Annotated in this window: 18 protein-coding genes; 10 read left to right on the top strand and 8 right to left on the bottom strand. The window is 64.5% G+C overall.

Annotation, left to right across the window (positions count from 1 at the left end; genetic code table 11):
• Positions 1-52 precede the first annotated feature (52 nt).
• A complete protein-coding gene (gene moeB, locus AB5Y59_RS03495; RefSeq protein WP_368211491.1) occupies positions 53-808 on the bottom strand; it encodes a molybdopterin-synthase adenylyltransferase MoeB in 756 nt (251 codons plus the stop codon).
• Positions 805-2,031: a molybdopterin molybdotransferase MoeA gene (moeA, locus tag AB5Y59_RS03490; protein ID WP_368211500.1), complete on the bottom strand. Its 1,227-nt coding sequence runs from the start codon at positions 2,029-2,031 to the stop codon at positions 805-807. Before moeA ends, moeB begins: the two co-directional genes overlap by 4 nt.
• A 363-nt stretch (positions 2,032-2,394) precedes the next feature.
• Here moeA and folE point away from each other — a divergent pair, with 363 nt between their 5' ends.
• On the top strand, positions 2,395-3,051 hold the full coding sequence (gene folE, locus AB5Y59_RS03485; protein ID WP_010674171.1) for a GTP cyclohydrolase I FolE: 657 nt from the start codon (positions 2,395-2,397) through the stop codon (positions 3,049-3,051).
• Positions 3,052-3,301: 250 nt separating this feature from the next.
• Positions 3,302-4,951, top strand: coding sequence for a methyl-accepting chemotaxis protein (locus AB5Y59_RS03480; protein WP_202043949.1), 1,650 nt, complete (start codon positions 3,302-3,304; stop codon positions 4,949-4,951).
• Positions 4,952-5,161: 210 nt separating this feature from the next.
• Here AB5Y59_RS03480 and AB5Y59_RS03475 read toward each other — a convergent pair whose 3' ends face one another.
• Entirely contained in the window at positions 5,162-6,895 is a 1,734-nt protein-coding gene (locus AB5Y59_RS03475) for a formate--tetrahydrofolate ligase (protein ID WP_368211490.1), read from the bottom strand.
• A gap of 66 nt (positions 6,896-6,961) precedes the next feature.
• Here AB5Y59_RS03475 and AB5Y59_RS03470 point away from each other — a divergent pair, with 66 nt between their 5' ends.
• Positions 6,962-7,363, top strand: a complete 402-nt coding sequence (locus AB5Y59_RS03470; protein WP_010674174.1) for a hypothetical protein — start codon at positions 6,962-6,964, stop codon at positions 7,361-7,363.
• Positions 7,364-7,371: 8 nt separating this feature from the next.
• Here AB5Y59_RS03470 and AB5Y59_RS03465 read toward each other — a convergent pair whose 3' ends face one another.
• Positions 7,372-8,274 (bottom strand): LysR family transcriptional regulator, encoded by a 903-nt coding sequence (locus AB5Y59_RS03465; RefSeq protein WP_039038856.1) that lies wholly within the window; start codon positions 8,272-8,274, stop codon positions 7,372-7,374.
• A gap of 109 nt (positions 8,275-8,383) precedes the next feature.
• Here AB5Y59_RS03465 and AB5Y59_RS03460 point away from each other — a divergent pair, with 109 nt between their 5' ends.
• From AB5Y59_RS03460 to AB5Y59_RS03445, 4 genes are all read left to right on the top strand, one after another.
• Positions 8,384-8,944 (top strand): YceI family protein, encoded by a 561-nt coding sequence (locus AB5Y59_RS03460; RefSeq protein ID WP_010674176.1) that lies wholly within the window; start codon positions 8,384-8,386, stop codon positions 8,942-8,944.
• Positions 8,944-9,678 (top strand): hypothetical protein, encoded by a 735-nt coding sequence (locus tag AB5Y59_RS03455; RefSeq protein WP_161653365.1) that lies wholly within the window; start codon positions 8,944-8,946, stop codon positions 9,676-9,678. Before AB5Y59_RS03460 ends, AB5Y59_RS03455 begins: the two co-directional genes overlap by 1 nt.
• A 185-nt stretch (positions 9,679-9,863) precedes the next feature.
• Positions 9,864-10,985, top strand: a complete 1,122-nt coding sequence (locus AB5Y59_RS03450; RefSeq protein ID WP_103259839.1) for an adenosylhomocysteinase — start codon at positions 9,864-9,866, stop codon at positions 10,983-10,985.
• Positions 10,982-11,293 (top strand): SelT/SelW/SelH family protein, encoded by a 312-nt coding sequence (locus tag AB5Y59_RS03445; RefSeq protein ID WP_010674179.1) that lies wholly within the window; start codon positions 10,982-10,984, stop codon positions 11,291-11,293. The genes AB5Y59_RS03450 and AB5Y59_RS03445 overlap by 4 nt, the downstream gene beginning before the upstream one ends.
• Positions 11,294-11,356: 63 nt before the next feature.
• Here the strand turns inward: AB5Y59_RS03445 and AB5Y59_RS03440 are convergent, their stop codons facing one another.
• Together AB5Y59_RS03440 and pepT are read right to left on the bottom strand one after the other, a co-directional pair.
• Positions 11,357-13,081 (bottom strand): lysophospholipid acyltransferase family protein, encoded by a 1,725-nt coding sequence (locus AB5Y59_RS03440; RefSeq protein ID WP_368211489.1) that lies wholly within the window; start codon positions 13,079-13,081, stop codon positions 11,357-11,359.
• Positions 13,082-13,186: 105 nt separating this feature from the next.
• Positions 13,187-14,413, bottom strand: coding sequence for a peptidase T (pepT, locus tag AB5Y59_RS03435; protein ID WP_316286618.1), 1,227 nt, complete (start codon positions 14,411-14,413; stop codon positions 13,187-13,189).
• A 1,025-nt stretch (positions 14,414-15,438) separates the two neighbouring features.
• Here pepT and speA point away from each other — a divergent pair.
• Both speA and AB5Y59_RS03425 read left to right on the top strand, forming a co-directional pair.
• Positions 15,439-17,340 carry a biosynthetic arginine decarboxylase gene (gene speA, locus AB5Y59_RS03430; RefSeq protein ID WP_183148704.1) on the top strand — a complete coding sequence of 634 codons (1,902 nt, stop codon included), beginning with the start codon at positions 15,439-15,441 and terminating at the stop codon, positions 17,338-17,340.
• 256 nt (positions 17,341-17,596) lie between these two features.
• Positions 17,597-17,785, top strand: coding sequence for a hypothetical protein (locus AB5Y59_RS03425; protein WP_010674183.1), 189 nt, complete (start codon positions 17,597-17,599; stop codon positions 17,783-17,785).
• A 45-nt stretch (positions 17,786-17,830) separates the two neighbouring features.
• Here the strand turns inward: AB5Y59_RS03425 and AB5Y59_RS03420 are convergent, their stop codons facing one another.
• Positions 17,831-18,118 (bottom strand): hypothetical protein, encoded by a 288-nt coding sequence (locus AB5Y59_RS03420; RefSeq protein ID WP_042882535.1) that lies wholly within the window; start codon positions 18,116-18,118, stop codon positions 17,831-17,833.
• Positions 18,119-18,282: 164 nt separating this feature from the next.
• On the bottom strand, positions 18,283-20,391 hold the full coding sequence (locus AB5Y59_RS03415) for a bifunctional diguanylate cyclase/phosphodiesterase (protein ID WP_236276547.1): 2,109 nt from the start codon (positions 20,389-20,391) through the stop codon (positions 18,283-18,285).
• 447 nt (positions 20,392-20,838) lie between these two features.
• Between AB5Y59_RS03415 and AB5Y59_RS03410 the strand changes: the two genes are divergently transcribed.
• Complete coding sequence (locus tag AB5Y59_RS03410) at positions 20,839-21,426, top strand: histidine phosphatase family protein (RefSeq protein ID WP_042877879.1); 588 nt, start codon at positions 20,839-20,841, stop codon at positions 21,424-21,426.
• Positions 21,427-21,444: the final 18 nt, after the last annotated feature.

The raw sequence follows: 21,444 nt of genomic DNA, 5'->3' as shown, positions 1-21,444 counted from the left end.
AGCCCAATGAAAAAAGCCGAACCCCGGGGTTCGGCTTTTTTGTGGGCGCTGCTCAGGGCCTTGAGCAGACCGGGCAGTCGGGGCGCTTGGGCAGTTTCAGCTCGCGAAAGCTGCCACCCAGACCGTCGATCATCAGCAGGCGGCCGCTGTAGCTTTTGCCCATGCCCGCCAGCAGCTTGATGGCCTCGAGCGCCTGCAGGCTGCCCACCAGCCCCACCACGGGGGCCAGCACCCCCGCCTCGACACAGGTGAGGGCCTGATCGCCAAAGAGGGCGCTGAGACAGGCGTAGCAGGGTTCATCGTCCTGCCAGGTGAAGCTGCAGAGCTGCCCTTCCAGCCGGATGGCGGCGCCGCTGACCAGGGGCACCTTGTGCTGGCGGGCACGCTGGTTGAGGAGGTTACGGATGGCGACGTTGTCGGTGCAGTCGAGCACCAGCTGATGGCCTGGCAGCAGGGCATCGAGCAGCGCCTCGTCGGCGAGGGCGGCGTGGGTCTCCACCTCGAGCCAGGGGGTGAGGGCGCGCAGGGACGTCGCCGCGGACTCCACCTTGAGCTGGCCGATGCGCTCGTCGCTGTGCAGCACCTGGCGCTGCAAATTGGAGAGCTCCACCCGATCGAAATCCACCAGGGTGAGGTGGCCGACCCCGGCCACCGCCAGATACTGGCTGGCGGCGCAGCCTAGGCCCCCGGCGCCGATGACCAGCACGCGGGATTGCTTGAGCGCCTCCTGCCCCTCGAAGTCGAAGGATTTGAGCACGATCTGGCGGTTGTAGCGAAGGAGTTCTGCGTCGCTCAGGATCTCGCTCACAGCAGCAGCCCCGAGAAGGGCTCGACGGTGACCGTCTCACCGGCGGCTACCTTGCCGCGCTCCTGTTCGAGCACGATGTAGCAGTTGGCCCGGGAGAGGGAGCTGAACACCCCGGAGTCCTGGGAGCCGGTGCTGCGTACCTCGAGACCATTCGGGCCCACACTCAATATGCCGCGCTGGAAGTCCTGGCGCCCCGGGCTCTTCTTGAGCGGCGCTGTCGCCAGGGCCTGGAGGGGGTGCGGGCGTGCAAACTGCTGACCGGCCAGCCTGGCCAGAGCCGGTTGCACCAGTTGATCGAAGGTGACCATGGCGGAGACCGGGTTGCCCGGCAGACCGAAGAACCAGGCGTTTGGCAACCGGCCAAAGGCGAAGGGTTTGCCCGGCTTGATGGCGAGCTTCCAGAAGCCAATTTCCCCGAGCTCTTCGAGCAGTTGCTTGGTGAAGTCCGCTTCCCCCACCGAGACTCCCCCGGTGGTGATCAGGGCATCGGCCTCGCGGTCGGCCTGCAAGAAGGCGGCGCGCAGGGCCGCCGGATCATCGGGAATGATGCCAAGGTCCAGGCACTCACAGCCCATGCGGCTGAGCATCGCCTTGACCCCGTAGCGGTTGGAGTCGTAGATGTCCCCGTGCTGGAGCGGGGTGCCCAGAGGCTTGAGCTCGTCCCCTGTGCTGAAGATGGCGACCTTGAGGGGACGGCGCACCGTGACGTTCGCGATGCCAAGGGAGGCGAGCAGCGGAAGCTCCCTGGGGCTCAGGCGCAGGCCGCTCTCGAGCACCCTGGCGCCCTGCGCCAGATCCTCGCCGCGGCGACGGATGTTCTGGCCAGCAACGGGGCGGGTCAGGAAAGTGATCCCGTTGTCGCCGGCTTGCGTTTCTTCCTGCATCACCACAGCGTCTGCACCCGGGGGCACAGGGGCCCCGGTCATGATGCGGATGCAGTGGCCGGCGGGCCACTCCCCCTCATAGGGCTGGCCCGCAAAGGCCTTGCCCGCCACGGGGAGCGGCACCCCGGCGGCGAGATCCGCCAGGCGCACGGCATAGCCGTCCATGGCGGCGTTGTCGAAGGGGGGGACGAACAGAGGGGAGCTTATCTCCTCGGCCAGGATCCGATCCAGCGCCTGGGGCAGGGGCAACTGCTCCGTCTCGCAGCAGCAGGTGAGTTGTTCCAGCATCCCTTGCAGGGCCTTGTCCAAGGGGAGGAGTGCACCGGTATCGAATCCCATCATCATGACCTCTCTGGTGTGTAGGGGGCGGATTATCCCAAAAATCCGCTCCGATGGGCAGGCCGAAGGTGCGGTAATGGGGGGCAGATGCCCCGGAGTGATCGGATTATGGGGCGCTATCCCGTTGAATTACCTCCTGATGGGTAACCAGAGCGAGGCTTGTGCGAGATGGTGGCTGGGGAAGAGGCGGCATGGCCTTGCCCCCGAATGGGCAGGCCGGTGCGGACAAAACGGGGTGGTTTGGCATAAAGTCGGGCACCGGGCTTGAGTTAGACAGAATTATGACAATAATCGCCCTGTAAGATTGCGCCGCGGCACCATGCCGCAGGCCAGCACAGTCCCTGAGCGTGGGAGAGAAACACGATGACGAGCTTAAGCCAGGAAGCCCTGTTGGTCAGGGCGGCGCTCGAGGCCGAGGGCCTTGAGACACCTCTGGTGGCCAATGAATTGAGCGGCCAGCAGAAAAAGGAAAAAATCGAAGGTCATATGCGCGCCATCATGGAGACGCTGGGACTGGATCTGGCCGACGACAGTCTGGCCGAGACCCCGCACCGCATTGCCAAGATGTACGTGAACGAGATCTTCTCCGGCCTCGACTATGCCACCTTCCCCAAGGTGACGGTGATCGAGAACAAGATGAAGGTGGACGAGATGATCATGGTGCGGGACATCAGCCTCACCAGCACCTGCGAGCACCACTTCGTCACCATAGACGGCTTTGCCCACGTGGCCTACATTCCCCGCGGCAAGGTGATTGGCCTGTCAAAGATCAACCGCATCGTGCAGTTCTTCGCCCGCCGTCCCCAGGTACAGGAGCGGCTGACCCAGCAGATCCTGCTGGCGTTGCAGACCCTGCTTGGCACCAGGGACGTGGCCATCAGCATCAAGGCGACCCACTTCTGCGTGAAGGCCCGTGGCGTGATGGACTCCACCTCCTACACCACCACCACCTCCCTGGGCGGCGTCTTCAAGACCCAGCCCGACACCCGCGCCGAGTTCCTCGGTGGTCTGAAAGGGTAGTGCTCCCGGGGCCTGTCGCCGACAGGCCCCGTCTCCTTTCCCTCACTTTTTTTGAAAAATACCTAAAGTTGTGACCGTGCCGGTCGCTATGGCTCTCCGTGTTGTCGGACGGTCTGGTTGACGCCGACACCCCCGGGCCCGCCCTTGTGCGCGCCAACAGGGACGAGATGTGCTGCCAAGGAGGGTAGTGAAGGCGCAGGCCAGGCCTGCGCCCAGCAATGCCACTTGTTTTCCCCATGCAGGACATGCCATGAACACCATGACGATAGGCAAAAAACTTACCGCCGGCTTTGCCGTACTCGGCCTGATGATGGCCTTTATCGGCGGCTTCTCGCTGTTTGAATTCAGCAAGATGAACCGCGCCGCCATCGGCTTTACCGACAGTATCCTGCCCGCCGTCGTGCGCACCAGCACCCTCGGCGAGACCATCAATGCCCTGCGCCGCTACGAACTGGATGTCTTCCTGGTGGCGGACGATGCCCAGCAGAAGGCCCGCTATCGCAACGAGAGCGAGAAGAGCCTGCAAGAGGCTGCGCGCCAGATAGTGGCCCACGATGGCACCATCTGGGCGGAGGATCGGGAGGAGCGCCGCGCCTTTGACATCGTCAAGGCGGACTGGGAGCGATATGTCGCCCTGCACCAGCGCATCCGGCAGATGCAGGACTCGGGACAGATGGCCGAAGCCCGGCACCTCTTCATGGGGGAGGGGGTCACCCTCTACACCACCCTGAGCAAGTCGGTGGGGGATCTCATCCGCATCAACCACGGCTACTCCGTGGGCTCCCGCGCCGAGGTGATCGCCGCCTTTGACAGCGCCAAGCTGAGTGTGACCCTGGCCCTGGTGATCGGCCTGGCCCTGGTTGTCGCCCTCTCCGTGGTGCTGACCCGCCAGATCCGTGACCCGCTCATCATGCTGGCCCGTCAGGCCCAGCGCATTGCGAGCGGCGATCTCGGTCGGGGCGAGCTGCAGGAGTGGATCCGCGGCAACCGCTTCAACCGCGACGAGCTGGGCCAGCTGGGGTCGGCCATCGACCGGATGCAGGGGGCTCTGGCGGAGCTGGTGAGTGAAATCTCCGGTTCGGTGAGTCAGCTCAGCAGCGCGGTAGAGGAGGTGAGCGCCATCTCCGAGCAGTCCGCCAAAGGCATGGCAAGCCAGCAGGGAGAGGTCTCTCAGGTCGCCACCGCCATGAACGAGATGCAGTCCACCGTCAATGAGGTGGCTCGCAACACCACGGACGCCATGGGGGCGGCCAAGCAGGCTTCCCGCACCTCCACCCAGGGCAACCAGGTGGTGCGCAGCGCCATCGGCAGCATAGAGCAGGTTTCCCGCCAGATAGAGCAGGCCGGGAGCGTGGTGCAGCAACTTGAGACCGACAGCGCCAGCATCAGCATGGTGCTGGACGTGATTCGCGGCATCGCCGAGCAGACCAACCTGCTGGCCCTCAACGCGGCCATCGAAGCGGCCCGGGCCGGCGAGCAGGGGCGTGGCTTTGCGGTGGTGGCAGACGAGGTGCGCAGTCTGGCCCAGCGTACCCAGGCATCCACCGCCGAGATCAGCAAGATGATCGAGGTGCTTCAGGAGCGCACCGCCGAGGCGGGCAGCGCCATGCAGCTGAGCCGTCAGCAGATGCAGGAGAGCGTGGAGCTGGCGCGGGAGGCGGGGAGCAGCATCGACAGCATCAACGGTGCCGTCACCCAGATCACCGACATGAACACCCTGATCGCCACCGCCACCGAGCAGCAGAACGCGGTCACCGAGGAGCTCAATCGCAGCATCGTCAAGATCCACACCGCCGCCGACGAGAATGCCCAGGGGGCGCAGCAGACCGCCCAGGCCTGCGTCGAGCTGAGCAGGCTGGCCACCTCGCTGCACCATATGACCCAGCGCTTCACCCTCTGAGTCTTGCTGTCACCCGGCACAGCGCAGAAGGCCCCGCCGATTGGCGGGGCCTTGTTGTTTATGGCGGGTCTGTTGATGTCAGGGCCGATTAGCGCCGCGTAATCGGCCGACGGCAGACTGCTTATCCGATCATGTAGCGCAACCCGACTATCTCACCATCGTCGTCGATGTCCATAGGCGCTCAGGGAGGGCAGGCTGCCAGCCTGCGCGTCAGCTCAGGCCGACAATCTCCCCGTCATCGTTGATGTCTATATGGCGATAGGCCGGCAGACTGCCCAGGCCCGGCATGGTCATGATGGGGCCGGCCAGGGAATAGACGAAGCCTGCCCCCGCGCAGAGTTTCACCTCCTCGATGGGCACCTCGAAGTCCGTCGGCACGCCCTTGAGGGCCGGGTCATGGCTGATGGAGAGCGGCGTCTTGGCCATGCAGACGGGCAGGTGATCCTGGCCCTCTGCCGAGAGTCTGGCCAGTTGCTGGCGCGCCTTGTCCGAGAGGGTGATGCCCCGGCCGCCATAGCCGCACTCCACCAGGGTGGCGAGCTTGGCGGCAAGGCTCATCTCATCGGGGTAGAGCAGCCTGACCTCACTGGGCTGCTTGCAGGCCGCCACCACGGCGTGAGCCAGATCCGCCGCACCCGCGCCACCGTCAGTGAAGGCCCGGGAGAGGGCGACGCCACAGGCACCGGCCTGGCGCGCCGCCGCCTCCAGCAGGGCCAGCTCGGCATCGCTGTCGGTGGGGAAGCGGTTGATGGCGACCACCACGGGCACCCCGTAACGGCGGGCGTTGTGAATATGCCAGGCGAGGTTGGCGCACCCCGCTGTCAGGGTGGGCAGATCTTCCCCTTGCAGGCTGGCCGGCAGCGGCTGGCCCGGCCGGATGTCGAGCAGGCCGCTGTTGGCCTTGAGGCCGCGCACCGTGGCCACCAGCACCACGCAGGCGGGGGCGAGGCCGGACTGGCGATACTTGATGTTGAAGAACTTCTCCAGCCCCATGTCGGAGCCAAAACCCGCCTCGGTCACCACATAGTCGGCAAGACCCAGCGCCATGCGATCGGCGATGACGGAGGAGTTGCCGTGGGCGATGTTGGCAAAGGGGCCGGCGTGGACCAGCACAGGGGTCTGCTCCGTGGTCTGCATCAGGGTGGGCTTGAGGGCGTCTTTGAGCAGCACCGTCATGGCCCCCGCCACTTCCAGCTGCTCGGCGGTGATGGGCTTGCCGCGATGGTCGAGGGCGAGCTGGATGCGGCCGATACGCGCGCGCAAGTCCTTGAGATCCCTGGCCAGCGCCAGAATGGCCATCAGCTCGGAGGCGGCGGTGATGACGAAGCGATCGGGGCGCTCGACACCATCGGCAGCACCGCCCTGGCCGAGGGTGAGGTGGCGAAGCGCCCGGTCGTTCATGTCCAGGGTGCGGGGCCAGAGGATGTTGGCCGGGTCGATATCGAGCCGCGCCAGACCGGTTCTGGCGCTGAACTGGTCACCAAGTTTGCGTTCATGGAACAGGCGGGCATCGAGGGCGGCAGAGGCCAGGTTGTGGGCGGCGGTGAGGGCGTGAAAATCCCCGGTGAGGTGCAGGTTCATCTCCTCCATCGGCACCACCTGGGCCATGCCGCCCCCGGCGGCGCCCCCCTTGACCCCGAAGACGGGGCCGAGGCTCGGTTGGCGAATGGTGGCGATGCTGGGCTGGCCGATGTGATTGAGCCCCATGGAGAGGCCGATCGTGGTGACCGTCTTGCCCTCCCCAAGGGGGGTGGGCGTGATGGCGCTCACCAGCACCAGCTTGCCGGGCTCGCGGGCGGGGGCGTGATGGAGCAGCGCGAGGTCGAGTTTGCCCTTGTAATGGCCGTGGGGGTGGAGATGGGCGGCCGCTATGCCGAGCTGTGCTGCCACCTCGGCGATGGGCAGGCGGGGGGACTGGCGGGAGATCTCGATATCGCTTAGCATCAGCACCTCGTTGGCATGTCAGGTCAAATATGCGGCGAAGTCTAGAGGAATCAACAGGGCAATCCAATGAGCAATACTATTTTATCCGGCAGTCGTGAGCCCCATCAAAGCCCCATCCTGCTGGATCTCAACGCCCTCTATCATCCGCCCAAACGGCCCCTCACCGCCCTTGGCATCGTCAGCGCCTTCATCCCGCTCTTTGGTTACGGCTGGCAGGCGATGACCCAGGATCCCGAGACCCACTTTCGCCACGAGCTCGGCAAGCGCATCAACAAGCACAAGAGCGACGAGGCGAACCTCGCCCTGATGATGCAGTTGGCGGCCATGCTGGATTGCCACTGCCTGCACGTCACCCTGCCCTATGCGCTGGGGGAGGCCGAACTCGCCGCCTTGCGCCAGCGCCTGCCACGCTGGCAGATGAGCCAGCAGGATCACCTGCTGGTGGCCGAGCTGATGCCCACCCCCTGAGCCCGGGCTCAGGTCTCCCTGTCCCAGTAGTGGGGCGCCAGATAGCGCTCCTGCACGAATTCGATGAAGCAGCGCACCTTGGCCGACACGAAACGGCGGTGCGGATAGAGGGCATAGAGCCCCACCTGCCCCTTCTCCCACTCCAGCAACAAGGGGACCAGCGCCCCCGAGCGCAGCGCATCCCCCACGATGAAGGTGGGCTGCAAGATGATGCCCTGGTGGTCGCAGGCGGCCCGGGTCAGGGCCACCCCGTTGTTGGCGCGAAGGGGCCCCTGGGGGCGGATGCTGTGCTCCTCTCCATCCCGTTTGAAGACCCAGTCCGGCTGGGTCAGGGTGTAGATGAGGCAGTCGTGCTGCTTGAGATCCTCCGGGGTCTTCGGCCTGCCCCGGCGGGCCAGGTAGTCGGGGCTGGCGCACACCACCATCTTCATCATGGCGAGCGGCTTGGCCACCAGGGAGGAGTCCGGCAGGTTGCCGATGCGCAGCGCCAGATCGAACCCCTCCTCCACCAGGGCCACCCGCCGGTCGCTGTACTCAATCTCGAGCTTCAAGTCCGGGTAGCGCTCGCGAAACAGGGGCAGGGCGGGGGAGAGGTGCAGGTAGCCGAAATCCATGGGCACCGAGAGCTTGAGGGTGCCCTGGGGCTGCTGGTTGTTGTGGGTGAGCTGGCTGTGGGTCTCTTCCAGCTCCGCCAGCAGGGCCAGGGAGCGCTGGTAGTAGAACTGGCCCGCCTCGGTGGGGTTGACCTGGCGGGTGGTGCGCGACAGCAGCCGGGTGGAGAGGGACTCCTCGAGCTGCTGCATCAGCTTGGAGGTCATGGCGACCGAGATCCCGAGCTGATGGGCGGCCTTGGTGAAGCTCTGGCACTCCACCACCTTGATGAAGGTGCGCATGGCGGCTATCTGATCCATATTCCACTCTCGGTTGATAATTATTTTAATAAATCGATGATTATCTATTCTCGATAGGAGGTTAGCATTTTGGACACCGTTGTGAACCCCCAATGAAGGAACGATCGGAATGAAAATGACCAAGGCCCTGCTGGCCTCTTGCCTGTTTATGGCGGCTCCCCTGATGGCTGCCGATTACGATGTCGATGCAGCGCACACCACAGTCCAGTTCAAGGTGGGCCACCTCGGCTTCTCCGAGCTGGTCGGCCGGTTCAACACCTTCAGTGGCACCTTCAGCATGGACGACGCCAACCCGGCGGCGGCCAAGGCGAGCTTCGAAATCGATGCCGCCAGCGTGGATTCCAACCACGAGGCCCGCGACAAGCACCTGCGCAGCCCCGACTTCCTGGACGTGAAGCAGTACCCCAAGATGACCTTCGTCAGCACCGGCTATGAAGGCACCAAGGACAAAGGCGTACTCAAGGGCACCCTGACCCTGCACGGCGTGTCCAAGGACGTGGCCTTCGACCTGGTCCACATCGGCGAAGGCAAGGATCCCTGGGGCGGCTACCGCAGCGGCTTCAACGCCACCACCACCATCAAGCGCAGCGAGTTCGGCGTGAACTACATGGTGCCGAACATCCCTGACGAGATGACCATCAACCTGTTCGTTGAAGGCGTGCGCAAGTAATGGGCGCAGCACTCCTGCTTCAAACCCTGGCGGCTCCTTTAGGGGCCGCTTTGCTGTCGTGGCGCTGGCCGCGGCTGGGCTATCTGTGGGGCGCCCTGGGGATCTGGCTGGTGGGTTGCCTGCTGGGCGGTGCCTATGGCCTGCCGGTCAAGGCGTGGCAGTGGCTGCCGCTGACCCTGCTGGTACCCGCCCTGACCCAGGGTACCAGCAAGGGGATCGCCCTCGCGCTGTTCGGGGTGCTGGGCGCCCTGGTGTGGTGGCAGGGGCTGGCCTCCGTGCTGGCGAGCGAGCCCGGGATCTGGCTGGCCCTGCTGCCCGCCATCCTCTGGTCTGGCTGGACGAGCTGGCGTGGTGACAGCGAGGAGGGGCTCGGCTTCGCCCTGGCCTTCATCTGGCTGGCGCTGGTCATCGGCATCGATGGCAGCCTGCTCATCGCCCAGCTGACGGGGGCCCTGGCCGCGTTTGCCGGATTCCGTGCCCTGCTCGGCGCCTTTGCAGGGGTCAAGGTGACCCCGGCTGCCCTGGGGCTTTCACTCGCCTTCGTGCAGATGCTCGCCTGGCAGTACGTGGAAGTGCCCCTGCTGGTGCTGCTGCCGGTCTGGCTGTTGCCGCTGCTGGAACGTGCCCTGCACGGGCGCCCGGGACTCTCTCGCTGGGGGGTCTTGATCCTGGTGGCGGCCGTCGGTGCCGGAGTGAGTCTGTGGTGGGTATGGCCAGAGGCGTCACTTTACTGATTTCTGCATGAAAAACAGGCTATTACCTTAGAAATTGATGGGCTTGTCAAAGTCTGGACAGATAAAGATTGAGACCCATGGTGCTTTCGGATAAAAAGGATTTTCAATTATCTGGATACACACAGAACCCGGCTATGCCGGGTTCTGTTTGCCTGCTTTCCCGCGGCACGCTAAGGAGGCCACAGTTGCACAGTCAGGGATCTGAGCATCTGTTTTTTCGCCATTTCACCGAACAGGGATGTCTTGGGGATCTCTGCATCCTGCTGGTGACCCACCTGCTTCCCGACAGACCCGACTTCATCCAGGTGCTCGATCGGGTGGGCCGGGTCGGTGCCATCCTGCCCAAACCCAAGTCCGTGCACGGGCCGACGCTGGCCTGGGCCCAGCAGCACTACCCCGTGCTGCCCCTCAATCGCCACTGGACCTCGGATCCCGGTGAGGTGATCGCCCAGATTGCCCCTCTGGTGATGTCTCACGAGCGGCTCATCATCCTCGACATCGGCGGCTACTTTGCCAAGAGCCAGGCGGTACTGGCCGAGCACTTTGGCGCCCGCTTCATCGGGGTGGTGGAGATGACCGAGAACGGCCATCAGCGCTACGAACAGGAGTCCCTGGCGGCCCCCGTCATCTCGGTGGCCCGCAGCCCCCTCAAGCAGGCGGAAGATATCCAGATCGGCCTGAGCGTGGTCTACTCCGCGGAGTCCCTCGCGCGTACCCTGAGGCGTACCTTCAATGTCTGCCAGGCCGCCCTGTTCGGCTATGGCAAGGTGGGGCGCAGCATCGCCCGGGAACTGCGCTGTCGCAACCTGCATCTGGAGCTGGTGGAGACGGATGCCCTGCGCCAGGTGGAGGCGCTCTCCCACGGCTTCAAGCTGGTGAACAAGGCCGAGGCCCTGGGCCGCGCCGAGCTGGTGATCTGCTCCACCGGCAACGGCTCCCTCGACATCACCGATCTGCAGGCCCTGCGCCCCGGCGCCATGCTGGCCTCGGTCACCTCCGCCGACGACGAATTCGCCTTCAGCCTCGCCCAGCTGCCCTGGCCGAGCGAGGAGGTGTGTCCCCATGTGCTGGCCCTGACCCGGCCGGACGGCAGCACCATCTTTTTGCTCAACCGGGGGGAGGCGGTCAACTTCGTCCACGGCGCCGTCATCGGCGAATATGTCTACCTCGTGCTGGCAGAGATCATCGAAGGGGTGCACCAACTGGCCCATCAGGCATCCACCCCGGGCCTTCACGAACTGCCCCAGGCCACCATGCAGCGCATCGCTCGCCACTGGTTGACCGATTTTCACGGAGTCACCCCATGACAGACACCCATTTGCCCCTCGCGAAACCGCGCATCGAAATCCGTTACTGCACCCTCTGCCGCTGGATGCTGCGGGCCGCCTGGCTCGCCCAGGAGCTGCTCTCCACCTTCGACGGCGAACTGGGAGAGGTGGCCCTGGTGCCCGCCAGCAAGGGGGAGTTTCGCATCCTGGTGGACGGGGTGCTGGTGTGGGACAGGGTGGCCGACGAGGGCTTCCCCGAGGCCAAGGAGATCAAGCAGCGGGTGCGGGATGTCATCGCCCCGGAGCGGGATCTCGGCCATGCGGATCGCAAACCCGCAGCCGAGTAGGCGGCATCACCCATGATGTGAAAGAGGGAGGCGCAGGCCTCCCTCTTTCGTTGCAGCGCCCGGTCAACGGTCGCCAGATGTGGCCGGCGCTTCCCCGGCGGGGAGGCCAATATAGCGGGCCCGCTTGTGGGGCTTGATGCGGCTCACGTCCACCCACACCAGGCCGTCGATGCAGTGGTTGAAGTCCGGGTCGATGCCAAAGTCCATGAACTGCACGCCCCCCGGCTCGCACAGCTCGGCGTACTGCTTGTAGAGGGTGGGAATGGCGCAGCCCAGGTTGTCGAGCCCGGCCTTGAGCACCTTGAGGTCGTCCCCGTAATCGCGCCCCTCGAACAGCGTCGGCGTGGCGGGATAGGGGCGGCGGGAAGGGGCGAGGGCAAGGGTGGGGGCGAAGTGCTGGCGATAGAAGCTCACCAGCAGATCCTTGGCCGCCGGCGGCAGGCTGCCGGAGAGGGTGACGGGCCCGAACAGGTAGCGGTATTGGGGATAGCGGGCCAGATAGGCCCCGATGCCGAACCAGAGGTAATCGAGCCCCCGCTTGCCCCAGTAGGCGGGCTGGATGAAGCTGCGGCCAAGCTCGATGGCCTGTTCCAGCCGGGGCAGCAGCTTCTCTTCGAAGCCGAACAGGGTGTGGCTGTAGAGGCCATCCAGCCCCTTGCTGGCCAGCCGTTCGGCCACCGGGGCGAAACGGTAAGCGCCGATGATGTCGAGGCGGGCGGGATCCCAGAGGATGAGGTGGTGGTAGTCATCGTCGAAGGCATCGAGATCCCGCCGCTTGCCCGAGCCTTCCCCCACCGCCCGAAAGGCAATCTCCCGCAGGCGCCCCAGCTCACGCAGGATCACCGAGTGGCTCTGCTCGTGGCGGCGATAGAGCAGGATGCGCTGGCCGTCCGGGGTCTGGCCGAGCAGCTCGCACCCGTCGATGGCCTGTTTCAGCAGACGGCGATCCTCCGGCAGGGCGATGGGGGCCTCGGTCTGCAACCGTCCCGCCTTGCCCCGAGCGATTCGGTAGAGGTGGCCGCGCACCAGCCGGGCCGCCGTCTTGGCCGGCAGCTCCTGAAAACTGGCGAGGGGAATGCGCGCCCCTATGGTGACCGGGAGCGTCCGCCCCTGCTGGCGAAACAGCTGGCGTACCAGCAGCAGGGCGGAGGCGGGCTTGTTGAGCCAGGAGGCGAGATAGAACCAGAGGCTGTTGCGCCCTCCCAGGTGAATGGGCACCAGGGTCGTTCGGCTGCGCTGGGCCAGCTTGATGAAGCCGGCCTGCCAGGGGCCATCCTTTACCCCCTTGGGGCCGAGGCGGGAGACCTCGCCTGCGGGGAAGATAACCAGGGCCCCGTCGGCGGCAAGGTGTTCGTTCATGGCGAGGATGGCCTGCCTGTCGGTCTTGCCCCCCAGGTTGTCCACCGGCAGCAGCAAAGGGCGCAGCGGTGCGAGCTGGGCCAGCACCTGGTTGGCCACTATTTTGACGTCGGGGCGGATGCGCCCGATGAGGCGCAGCAGGGCCAGCCCGTCCAGGGAGCCGATGGGGTGATTGGCGACAAGAATGACCCGGCCGCTGGCGGGAATGTGCTCGAGCTCGGCCTCGCTCACCCGGTAGTCGAAGTGGAGCTCGGTGAGGGCCTGCTCGACGAAGTCCAGACCGCGCAGGTGGGGATGGCGCGCGGCAAAGCGGGTGAAGGCCTCCTCGTGCAGCAACCAGCTCAGCCCCTGCCTCATCAGGGGACGGAGGAGGGGCTGGCTGGCGAGGCGGGGCAGGTGCTGCCCCAGCAGGGTATCGACGTCGAACATGGGCAAGGCTCCGCTGAATTTTGCCCCAGCTTGACGCCCCTGCGTGCCTTTCGTGTGTCGGTTGGGTGACGGTTTGATGACGGGGCGAGCCCCGTCCTTGCCCCCTTACTCTGCCCGCCAGGCAGAGGTGAGGCGCACCAGCGCCACCAGGGTGGCGACCGCTTTTTCCATGGATTGCAGGGGGATGAACTCGTGCTTGCCGTGGAAGTTGTGGCCGCCGGTGAACAGGTTCGGGCAGGGCAGCCCCATGAAGGAGAGCCGGGCGCCATCGGTGCCGCCGCGAATGGGTTTGATCTTGGGCACCACGTCGGCGGCCTCCATGGCGGCTTTGGCCAGCTCGACGATGTGGGGATGGGGCGCTATCTGGCTGCGCATGTTGCGGTAGTTGTCCGCTATCTCCAGGGTGATGCGCGCCCTGGGGGCGTCCAGCTGCAGGGAGGCGACCCGCTCCTTGAGCTGGGCCTTGCGGGCGGCGAAGCAGTCATCGTCGAAGTCGCGGATGAGGTAGTGCAGGGTGGTCTCCTCCACCGTGCCCTCCATCCGGGCCAGGTGGAAGAAGCCCTCATACCCCTGAGTGCACTCCGGGGTCTGCTCGGCGGGCATGGCGGCATGGAAGCGGGCGGCCAGGGTCTGGCTGTTGATCATGCTGCCCTTGGCGGTGCCGGGGTGGACGTTGTTGCCTGTGATGCGCACCGTGGCGCTGGCGGCGTTGAAGTTCTCGCATTCGAGCTCGCCGAGTTCGCCGCCATCCACCGTGTAGGCCCACTTGGCCGGGAAGCGGTCCAGCGGGAAGCGGTCGGCACCGCGCCCTATCTCCTCGTCCGGGGTAAAGCCGACCCAGACATCGCCACGGGGGATCTCGGGGTGAGCCTGCAGGTATTCCACGGCGGTGAGGATCTCGGCGATGCCCGCCTTGTCGTCGGCCCCCAGCAGGGTGGTGCCGTCGGTGGTGATGAGATCCTGCCCCAGGTAGTTTTTCAGGAAGCGGTACTGGCGGATGGCCAGCACCTCGTCCCCCTTGCCAAGGCAGATATCGCCCCCCTGATAGTTCTCGACTATCTGGGGAACGACGCACTCGGCCTCGTAATCGGCGGTGTCCATGTGGGCGATGAGCCCGATGGCGGGGGCATCCGGCTGGTTGCCCGGCAGGCAGGCGGTGAGGTAGCCATGCTCGTCCAGGGTGACCTGGCTCAGCCCCATCCGCGTCATTTCGTCGCGCAGGGCCCGGGCGAAGAGGCGCTGTCCCTCGCTGCTGGGGCAGGCAGGATTGGTCGCATCGGAACGGGTATGAAAGGTGAGGTAGTGGAGAAAGCGCGAAAGCAGGGTGTTCATGGGCAAGCCTCGGGTCACGAAAGAGGAGTCATTGTGGCCAAGACGGCGGCGCCGCTTATTGCGTCAGCGCAGTTTTTGATGATTTTGTGGGAGAGAGGAGGGCCATCGAGGGGGAGGGGCAGGGATCATCGCTCGGCAGTTTGCATAAGAATTCCAAAATAAAAACTGGTTAAGCAATTGCGAAAAAGCTGAATTTCCCCTCGGCCCAGCGCTGGCAAGGGGTGACCCAAAAAGCGTGACGTGTTGGTTATTTTCATCGCCTCGCCCACGCACACCCATCCCCCGCCATCCCAGAGCCCGCCTTGCTGGCAGCGAGATTTTGCCCCCCGATGAAAACCCGTTTTTTAACACGATTTTTTATTGTCACTGGCTGCGGTAAGTGTGTACACTCCGCGCCGATCCGAGGGCAACCCTGCGCAGGCCGTGTCCGCCAGACCCGCAGGATCATGACGCCTATAGGGCGAGGCACGCAGAAACGACAGACACTGCTGGGGAATGGTTTCTTTAATACCGGTTAGGCTCCGGTATCAGGGAGAACAACGGACTCTCATCTTTCAGCTGACCGAGTGGGCTTCGGGCTCATCATCTCCCTTGTCATGGGCGGTCACTGGCGTTGAGCGGGTCGTAGTGGTTGTCGTCCATCAACACGATGCGTGCTGACGTCTTCCCTTCTCTTCCTTGAAACCCTCTCCTGTCCGTCGGGATGGCTGCCGAATGATGAACAAACGGCGTGGCTGATGCCGATTGTCATCAAAGTACCGCGGTACGCCTGCAAGGTGTTACCGCATACCGTTGAGCTTGATGTAAAGCCACCAGCCCCACATCAAGACTCGTTACTTCCCAAGATCCACCAGGCAGCCTTGGCTTGCCGCGATGTGCAATGAACAGGATGTGGCGGAGCATGCTCCGTTGCGGGTCCAACGTCAGCAGGCCGCTCTGGCTTGCCGCATTTTGCAATCAATGGTCTGGATGTGATTGAGGGTAACGAAGGCGGCCCACGGCCGCTCATTTGCGAGGCATAGCCCATGACTAACTGGTCCAGCAAGGACTCCTTGAAGGTCTACAACGTTCCCTACTGGGGTGCGGGTTTTTTCAATATCAATGACGCCGGTCATGTGACCGTCTCTCCCGACAAGTCTCGCCCCGAGGCTCAGATCGTGCTGTCCGAGGCCATCGAGCAACTGCGCCAGTCCGGGCTGACCACGCCGGTGTTGCTGCGTTTCCCCGACATCCTCAAGAGCCGGGTCGATGCGCTGTTCAACGCCTTCGGTCAGGCCATCGAAAAGTCAGGCTATGAAGGGGATTACCTGTGCGTTTACCCGATCAAGGTAAACCAGCAGCGCCGCGTCATCGAGACCATCAGTCAGTCCTACAGCGACAAGCCGAGGCTTGGGCTGGAAGCGGGCTCCAAGCCCGAGTTGCTGGCCGTGCTGTCCCATCATCATGAGCAAGGGTCCGTGATCGTCTGCAACGGTTACAAGGACCGCGAATACATCCGCCACGCCCTCCTGGGCAACCTGATGGGCCACAAGGTCTACATCGTGGTGGAGAAGCCCTCCGAGCTGGAAATGGTGCTCGACGAGTCAGCTCGTCTCAACATCAAGCCCAACATCGGGGTACGCGCCCGTCTGGCGTCCACCGGCTCCGGCATGTGGGAATCGAGCGGCGGTTCCATGTCCAAGTTCGGCCTCTCCGCCTCCCAGATCCTGGCGCTGGTGGAGCGTCTGCGCAGCCTCGGCAAGCTGGACTGCCTGCAACTGCTGCACTTCCACCTGGGCTCCCAGATCGCCAACATCCGCGACATCCAGGGCGGCATCCGCGAGTGCGGCCGCTTCTACGCCGAGCTGTGCCGTCTTGGCGCCAAGGTCGAGGTGGTGGACGTGGGCGGCGGCCTGGGTGTGGACTACGAGGGCACCCGTTCCCAGAGCCACTGCTCCGCGAACTACAGCCTCTCCGAGTACGCCAACAACGTGGTCTGGGGCATCGGCGATGTGTGCCGCGAGTTCGATCTGCCGCACCCGACCATCATCAGCGAGTCTGGCCGTGCCCTGACTGCGCACCACGCCGTGCTGGTCACCAACATCATTGGTGCCGAAGGGGTGGAGGTGAACGACATCAGCGCCCCGGACGAAGACGCGCCCACCATTTTGCAGAACATGTGGAAAGGCTGGCTGGACCTGCGCGGGGAAGATCCCTCCCTGCTGGAGATCTTCCACGACTCCGTGGCGGATCTCGGTGACGTCAACGCCCAGTACACCATGGGCCTCTTGAACCTGGAGCAACGCGCCTGGGCCGAGATGCTGCACCAGAACACCTGTCTGGCGCTCAAGGAGCTGCTGAACCCAGTCAACCGCAACCACCGCGCCCTGGCCGACGAGCTCTCCGAGAAACTGGCGGACAAGTGCTTTGCCAACTTCTCCCTGTTCCAGTCCCTGCCGGATGCCTGGGGTATCGGTCAGGTGTTCCCGGTGATGCCGCTGGCCGGTCTTGATCGTCCGCTCACCCGCCGCGGCATCCTGATGGACATCACCTGTGACTCCGACGGTCAGGTGGAGCACTACGTCGACGGTCTGGGTGTGGAAAGCACCCTGCCGATGCCGGTCTACGGTGAAGGCGAAGAGTGCCATGTCGGCTTCTTCCTGGTGGGTGCCTATCAGGAGATCCTGGGGGATCTGCACAACCTGTTCGGTGACACCCACTGCGCGGAAGTGTGGCTGGATGAAGAAGGCAAGATGGACATCCGCAACGTGGTGCGTGGCGACACCGTCGACCAGCTGCTGCGTTACGTCAACATCGACCCGTCCGTGATCCGCGAGAACTACCAGCGCATCGTCTCCCACCCGGCGCTGGACGAAGAGACCCGCAAGGCCCTGCTCGACGAGCTGGAGCTGGGTCTGCAAGGCTACGCCTACCTGGAAGACGAATAAGCCAGCGGCTTGTTCCCCGTCGGTCAAATGACGGACATGAAAAACGGCGCCTTCGGGCGCCGTTTTTGTTGCGCTGTTGCCTGGCTGGGGCCGGTTGGTGGGCTCTGTCATCCGGGCTGGCGACATCCCGCCCCGGCCAGATCCGGCCACTGCCCGCTTCTGCCCGTCACCACCCTTGATCCAGGTCAAGGGGGACTCGGGCCGCTTATTTTACGGTCAAGGGTGAGGTTGGTGAATGACACATAAGGATGTGCGTATGGAACTCAAGAGGGACCCGAGATGCTATACCGACGTCTGTATCGACGGTAAGTGGTATCACTACGATCACTGCAGCACTCACGTTTATATGCTGATGGGGGGCGCCGCCCCCAGCCTGCAGCTTGCCCATGAACCCGGCAGTGAAGAGGAGCTGGTGGAGATGCTCCGCCAGCACCCCCAACGCTGACTGCCCGCGGGCCATCGGGGGTATCGTCCCGGCGTCCCGCCTTGCTCAGCCCGCCTTGCGGCCCAGGATCTTCTTGCCCATCTCCAGCAAGGCCGTTGCCGCCGCATAGGTCTCGTCTGACTTGCCTATCTCGTCAGCCACGTAGAGAAAGCCGGATCTGTACTTCTCCACCGCCTCGCGGGGAGTGGCCGCGTCGATGAAATCCTCTTCCACCTCGAACCCTTGCGTCAGCAGCGCCTCCTTCTCCGTGAGGAAGGTGGGGGAGGCCATGTCGACATAGGTATATTGCTGACGGCGGGAGGCGGGGACGCTGAAGAACTGGTATCTGGCCATGGATGTGGCTCCTTTGAACGGGTGATCTGCCATGGGGGTCGCTCGATGCGCCCGGCAAGATAAAGGAGCATTCGAGTCTTGCAGCAGACTACCTTGAGTCGTGAAGGGACGCAATCGGGCTGGTGATGACCCTGGCGACACGGGCGCCGCGCCTCACCTGCTTGTCAGGCAAGCACACCTTCCAGCACCCGTTGGGGAGTCTCGGGAGCGCAGTGGACAAGCAGTTGCTCCCCGGTCATGGGGCGTCCGAGCAGGTAGCCCTGCAAGGTGTCGCAGCCCAGCTCGGTCAGCAGGTCGCGCTGCTCCGGGGTTTCCACCCCCTCTGCCACGATGCGCATCTCCAGGGCCTGACCCAGGGCGATGATGGCGGCGATGATGGTGGCATCGTCGCCTCCCCGCTCCAGGGTGGTGACAAAGCCCCGGTCAATCTTGAGCTCGTTGGCGGGGAAGCGCTTGAGGTAGAGCAGGCTGGAGTAGCCGGTGCCGAAGTCGTCGATGGAGATGCCAAGGCCGAGCTCGGCCAGACGGTTGAGGATGGCGAGGCTCTCCTCGGCCTTCTGCATGGCGGTGGATTCGGTGATCTCCAGGGTCAGGTGACGGGCCTCGAGCCGATGGCGGGCGAGGGCGCCCTGCACCTCCTCCAGCAACCCGGGGCTGGCGAGCTGGATGGTGGAGAGATTGACCGCCACGCTCCAGTCGTGATGACCCGCCGCCCGCCAGGCGCTCATCTGGCGGCACGCCTCGTCGATGACCCAGTTGCCGATGGGGATGATGAGCCTGCTCTTCTCCGCCAGCGGCAGGAAGCTGGCCGGCGAGACGGCACCATGCATCGGGTGCTGCCAGCGCAGCAGGGCCTCGGCGCCGACCACCTGGCCGCTGCGGGCACAGTATTTGGGCTGGTAGTGCAGGGCCAGCTCCCCCCGCTCCAGGGCGTGTTGCAACTCCTTGTGCAGCAGGAACTGCTGGTGGGCGTTGGCGTTCATGGCGCTGTCGAAGTAGTAGTAGTCGTTGCGCCCCTGCTCCTTGGCGTAATACATGGCGGCATCGGCGTTGAGGGTCAGCTCATGCAGGCTGGTGCCATCCTGGGGATAGACGGCAATGCCGATGCTGGCGGTGATGTGCAGGCTGTGGTGCTCCCACTCATAGGGCTGGGCCAGGGTGGCCAGCAGCCGCTCGGCAAAGGCCGTGGTCTGGCTCACATCCCCCGGCGCCAGTGCCAGCACGAACTCGTCCCCGCCAAAGCGCGAGGCGGTGTCGCTGGCACCGAGCAGGCCGGTGATGCGCTGGGCCACCTCGGCCAGCAGCAGATCCCCGGTGTGGTGGCCGTGGGCATCGTTGATGATCTTGAAGCCGTCGAGATCGAGAAACAGCAGGGAGAAGCTGCGCTGGCTGTGCTGACACTCCTGGATGCGCTGCTCCAGCCGGTCGGCAAACAGCAGCCGGTTCGGCAGCCGGGTCAGGCTGTCATGGAGCGCCAGCTTGAGCAGCTCGTCGTGGGCCTGATGCAGGGAGGTGGAGAGCCTGGCGGCGTGGGCATCCAGCATGGAGAGCACGAAGGCGATGGCGAACACCGCCAGGGTCACTATGATGACCACGGTTGCCAGCCACTGGGTATTGAGGCCGGTGTAGAGGGCCCCGCACAGGCTCTCTGCGGGGAACTGGGCCGCCGCCATGCCGGTGTAGTGCATGCCGATGATGGCCGCCCCCATCACCAGGGAGGCGAGGGCCTTGCTGAAGAAGGCGCGAGGCGAGCTGTTGCGCAGGCGAAACGCTATCCAGAGCGCGGCACCCGAGGCGAATACCGCGATGAGGATGGAGAGGATGAAGAGCCCAGGCAGGTAGTGGATGCCGGGCGTTATCTTCATGGCCGCCATGCCGATGTAGTGCATGGTGGCGATGCCGGCACCCATCAGCACGGCCCCGAACAGGATCTGGTGCCAGGGGAGCTGGGGACGACTCACCAGCCAGAGCGCAAAGGCCGAGGAGCCGATGGCCGCCACCAGGGAGAGACCGGTGAGGGTCAGATCGTATCCCAGCGCAATGGGCAGGTTGAAGGCGAGCATGCCGATAAAATGCATGGACCAGATGCCGAGCCCCATGGCGAAGGCTCCCCCCGCTAGCCAGAGCACGGCGGCCCGTCCCCGACTCTGGCTCACCCGGCTGGTCATGGTCAGCGCCGTGTAGGAGGCGAGCACCGCCACCAGGATGGAGAAGAACACCAGATCCTGGCTGTAATAACTGTCGAGCATGGGGTGGGTTGGGGTCACGTTCATTTACTCTGGGGTACATCATGGCCTGAGCCTGGGCCGGGTCAGGGGAAATCGGGTGGCAGATTGTACACCAGGCGTCCCTGTCGTGAGCCAGAGATACGTACCAAAATGGCCCCCGGATCAGAGCAAAAACTCTGTCTTTTCTGGCATTGGCCGCCATCCTGTGACCGATAAACCGGCACATCCTCATTTTATCCTGTCTGAACAACAAGATAGGGGGCATGGGGCGCTTGCCACGGCGCTGGCGGGCCCGTGGCGAAGGCGTGTGGTATGCGCACAAGGCGCCTGTGCGATAAAGGCTCGCAGCCCCTGTCGTCCTTTCACGATCGCCGCAGACCAGGCGCTCAAGGAGTCAGCACAAGTCTGCATCCTCCGGGTCTTGGTTGACCCGGTACATCTGTTATCATCTTCCCCCTGTTTTCTTATCTCGTTGACTCTGCTGGAGAAACCATGTCTCGAACCCTTTATTTGCTGCGCCACGGCCAGACCCGTTACAACGCCGAATTGCGGTTGCAGGGGCGGTGCAACTCCGAGCTGACCCACAGGGGCGAAGCCCAGGCCCTCGCCATGGGGGCCCGCCTGGCCGACCTCCTGACCGAGCCCACCGACTGGACGATCTACGCTAGCCCCCTCGGCCGGGCACGGCAGACGGCGGAGCGGGTGTGTCAGCAGCTTGGCTTGGACCAGGAGCGCATCATCTGGGACGAGCGGCTGGTGGAGCTGGGGATGGGGGAGTGGGAGGGTCGCCGGGTACCCGAGCTGCTGGCGGCCCACCCCGAGCTGGATCTGGAGGAGCCGGACTGGTATCTGCGGGCCCCCCATGGCGAGAGTTTTGAAGGCATTCAGCGCCGGGCCCGGCAATGGCTTGAGGACGAGCACATTGCCGAGCAGGCCATCGTGGTTTCTCACGGTCTCTTTGGCGCCATGCTGCGCGGTGCCTATGTGGATCTGGACTACACCACCACCTGGCTTCAGGAGCTGCCGCAGGATGCCTTCTTCAAACTGAGCGGTGGCCGCATAGAGCGGATTGCCTGCTGACCACACGAAGGCGGCCCG

The sequence above is a fragment of the Aeromonas sp. s10 genome (assembly GCF_040907975.1).
Classification (GTDB): Bacteria; Pseudomonadota; Gammaproteobacteria; order Enterobacterales; family Aeromonadaceae; genus Aeromonas; species Aeromonas caviae.
Note: the sequence above shows the minus strand (reverse complement) of the source record. Positions and strands in the feature narration are given on the sequence as shown.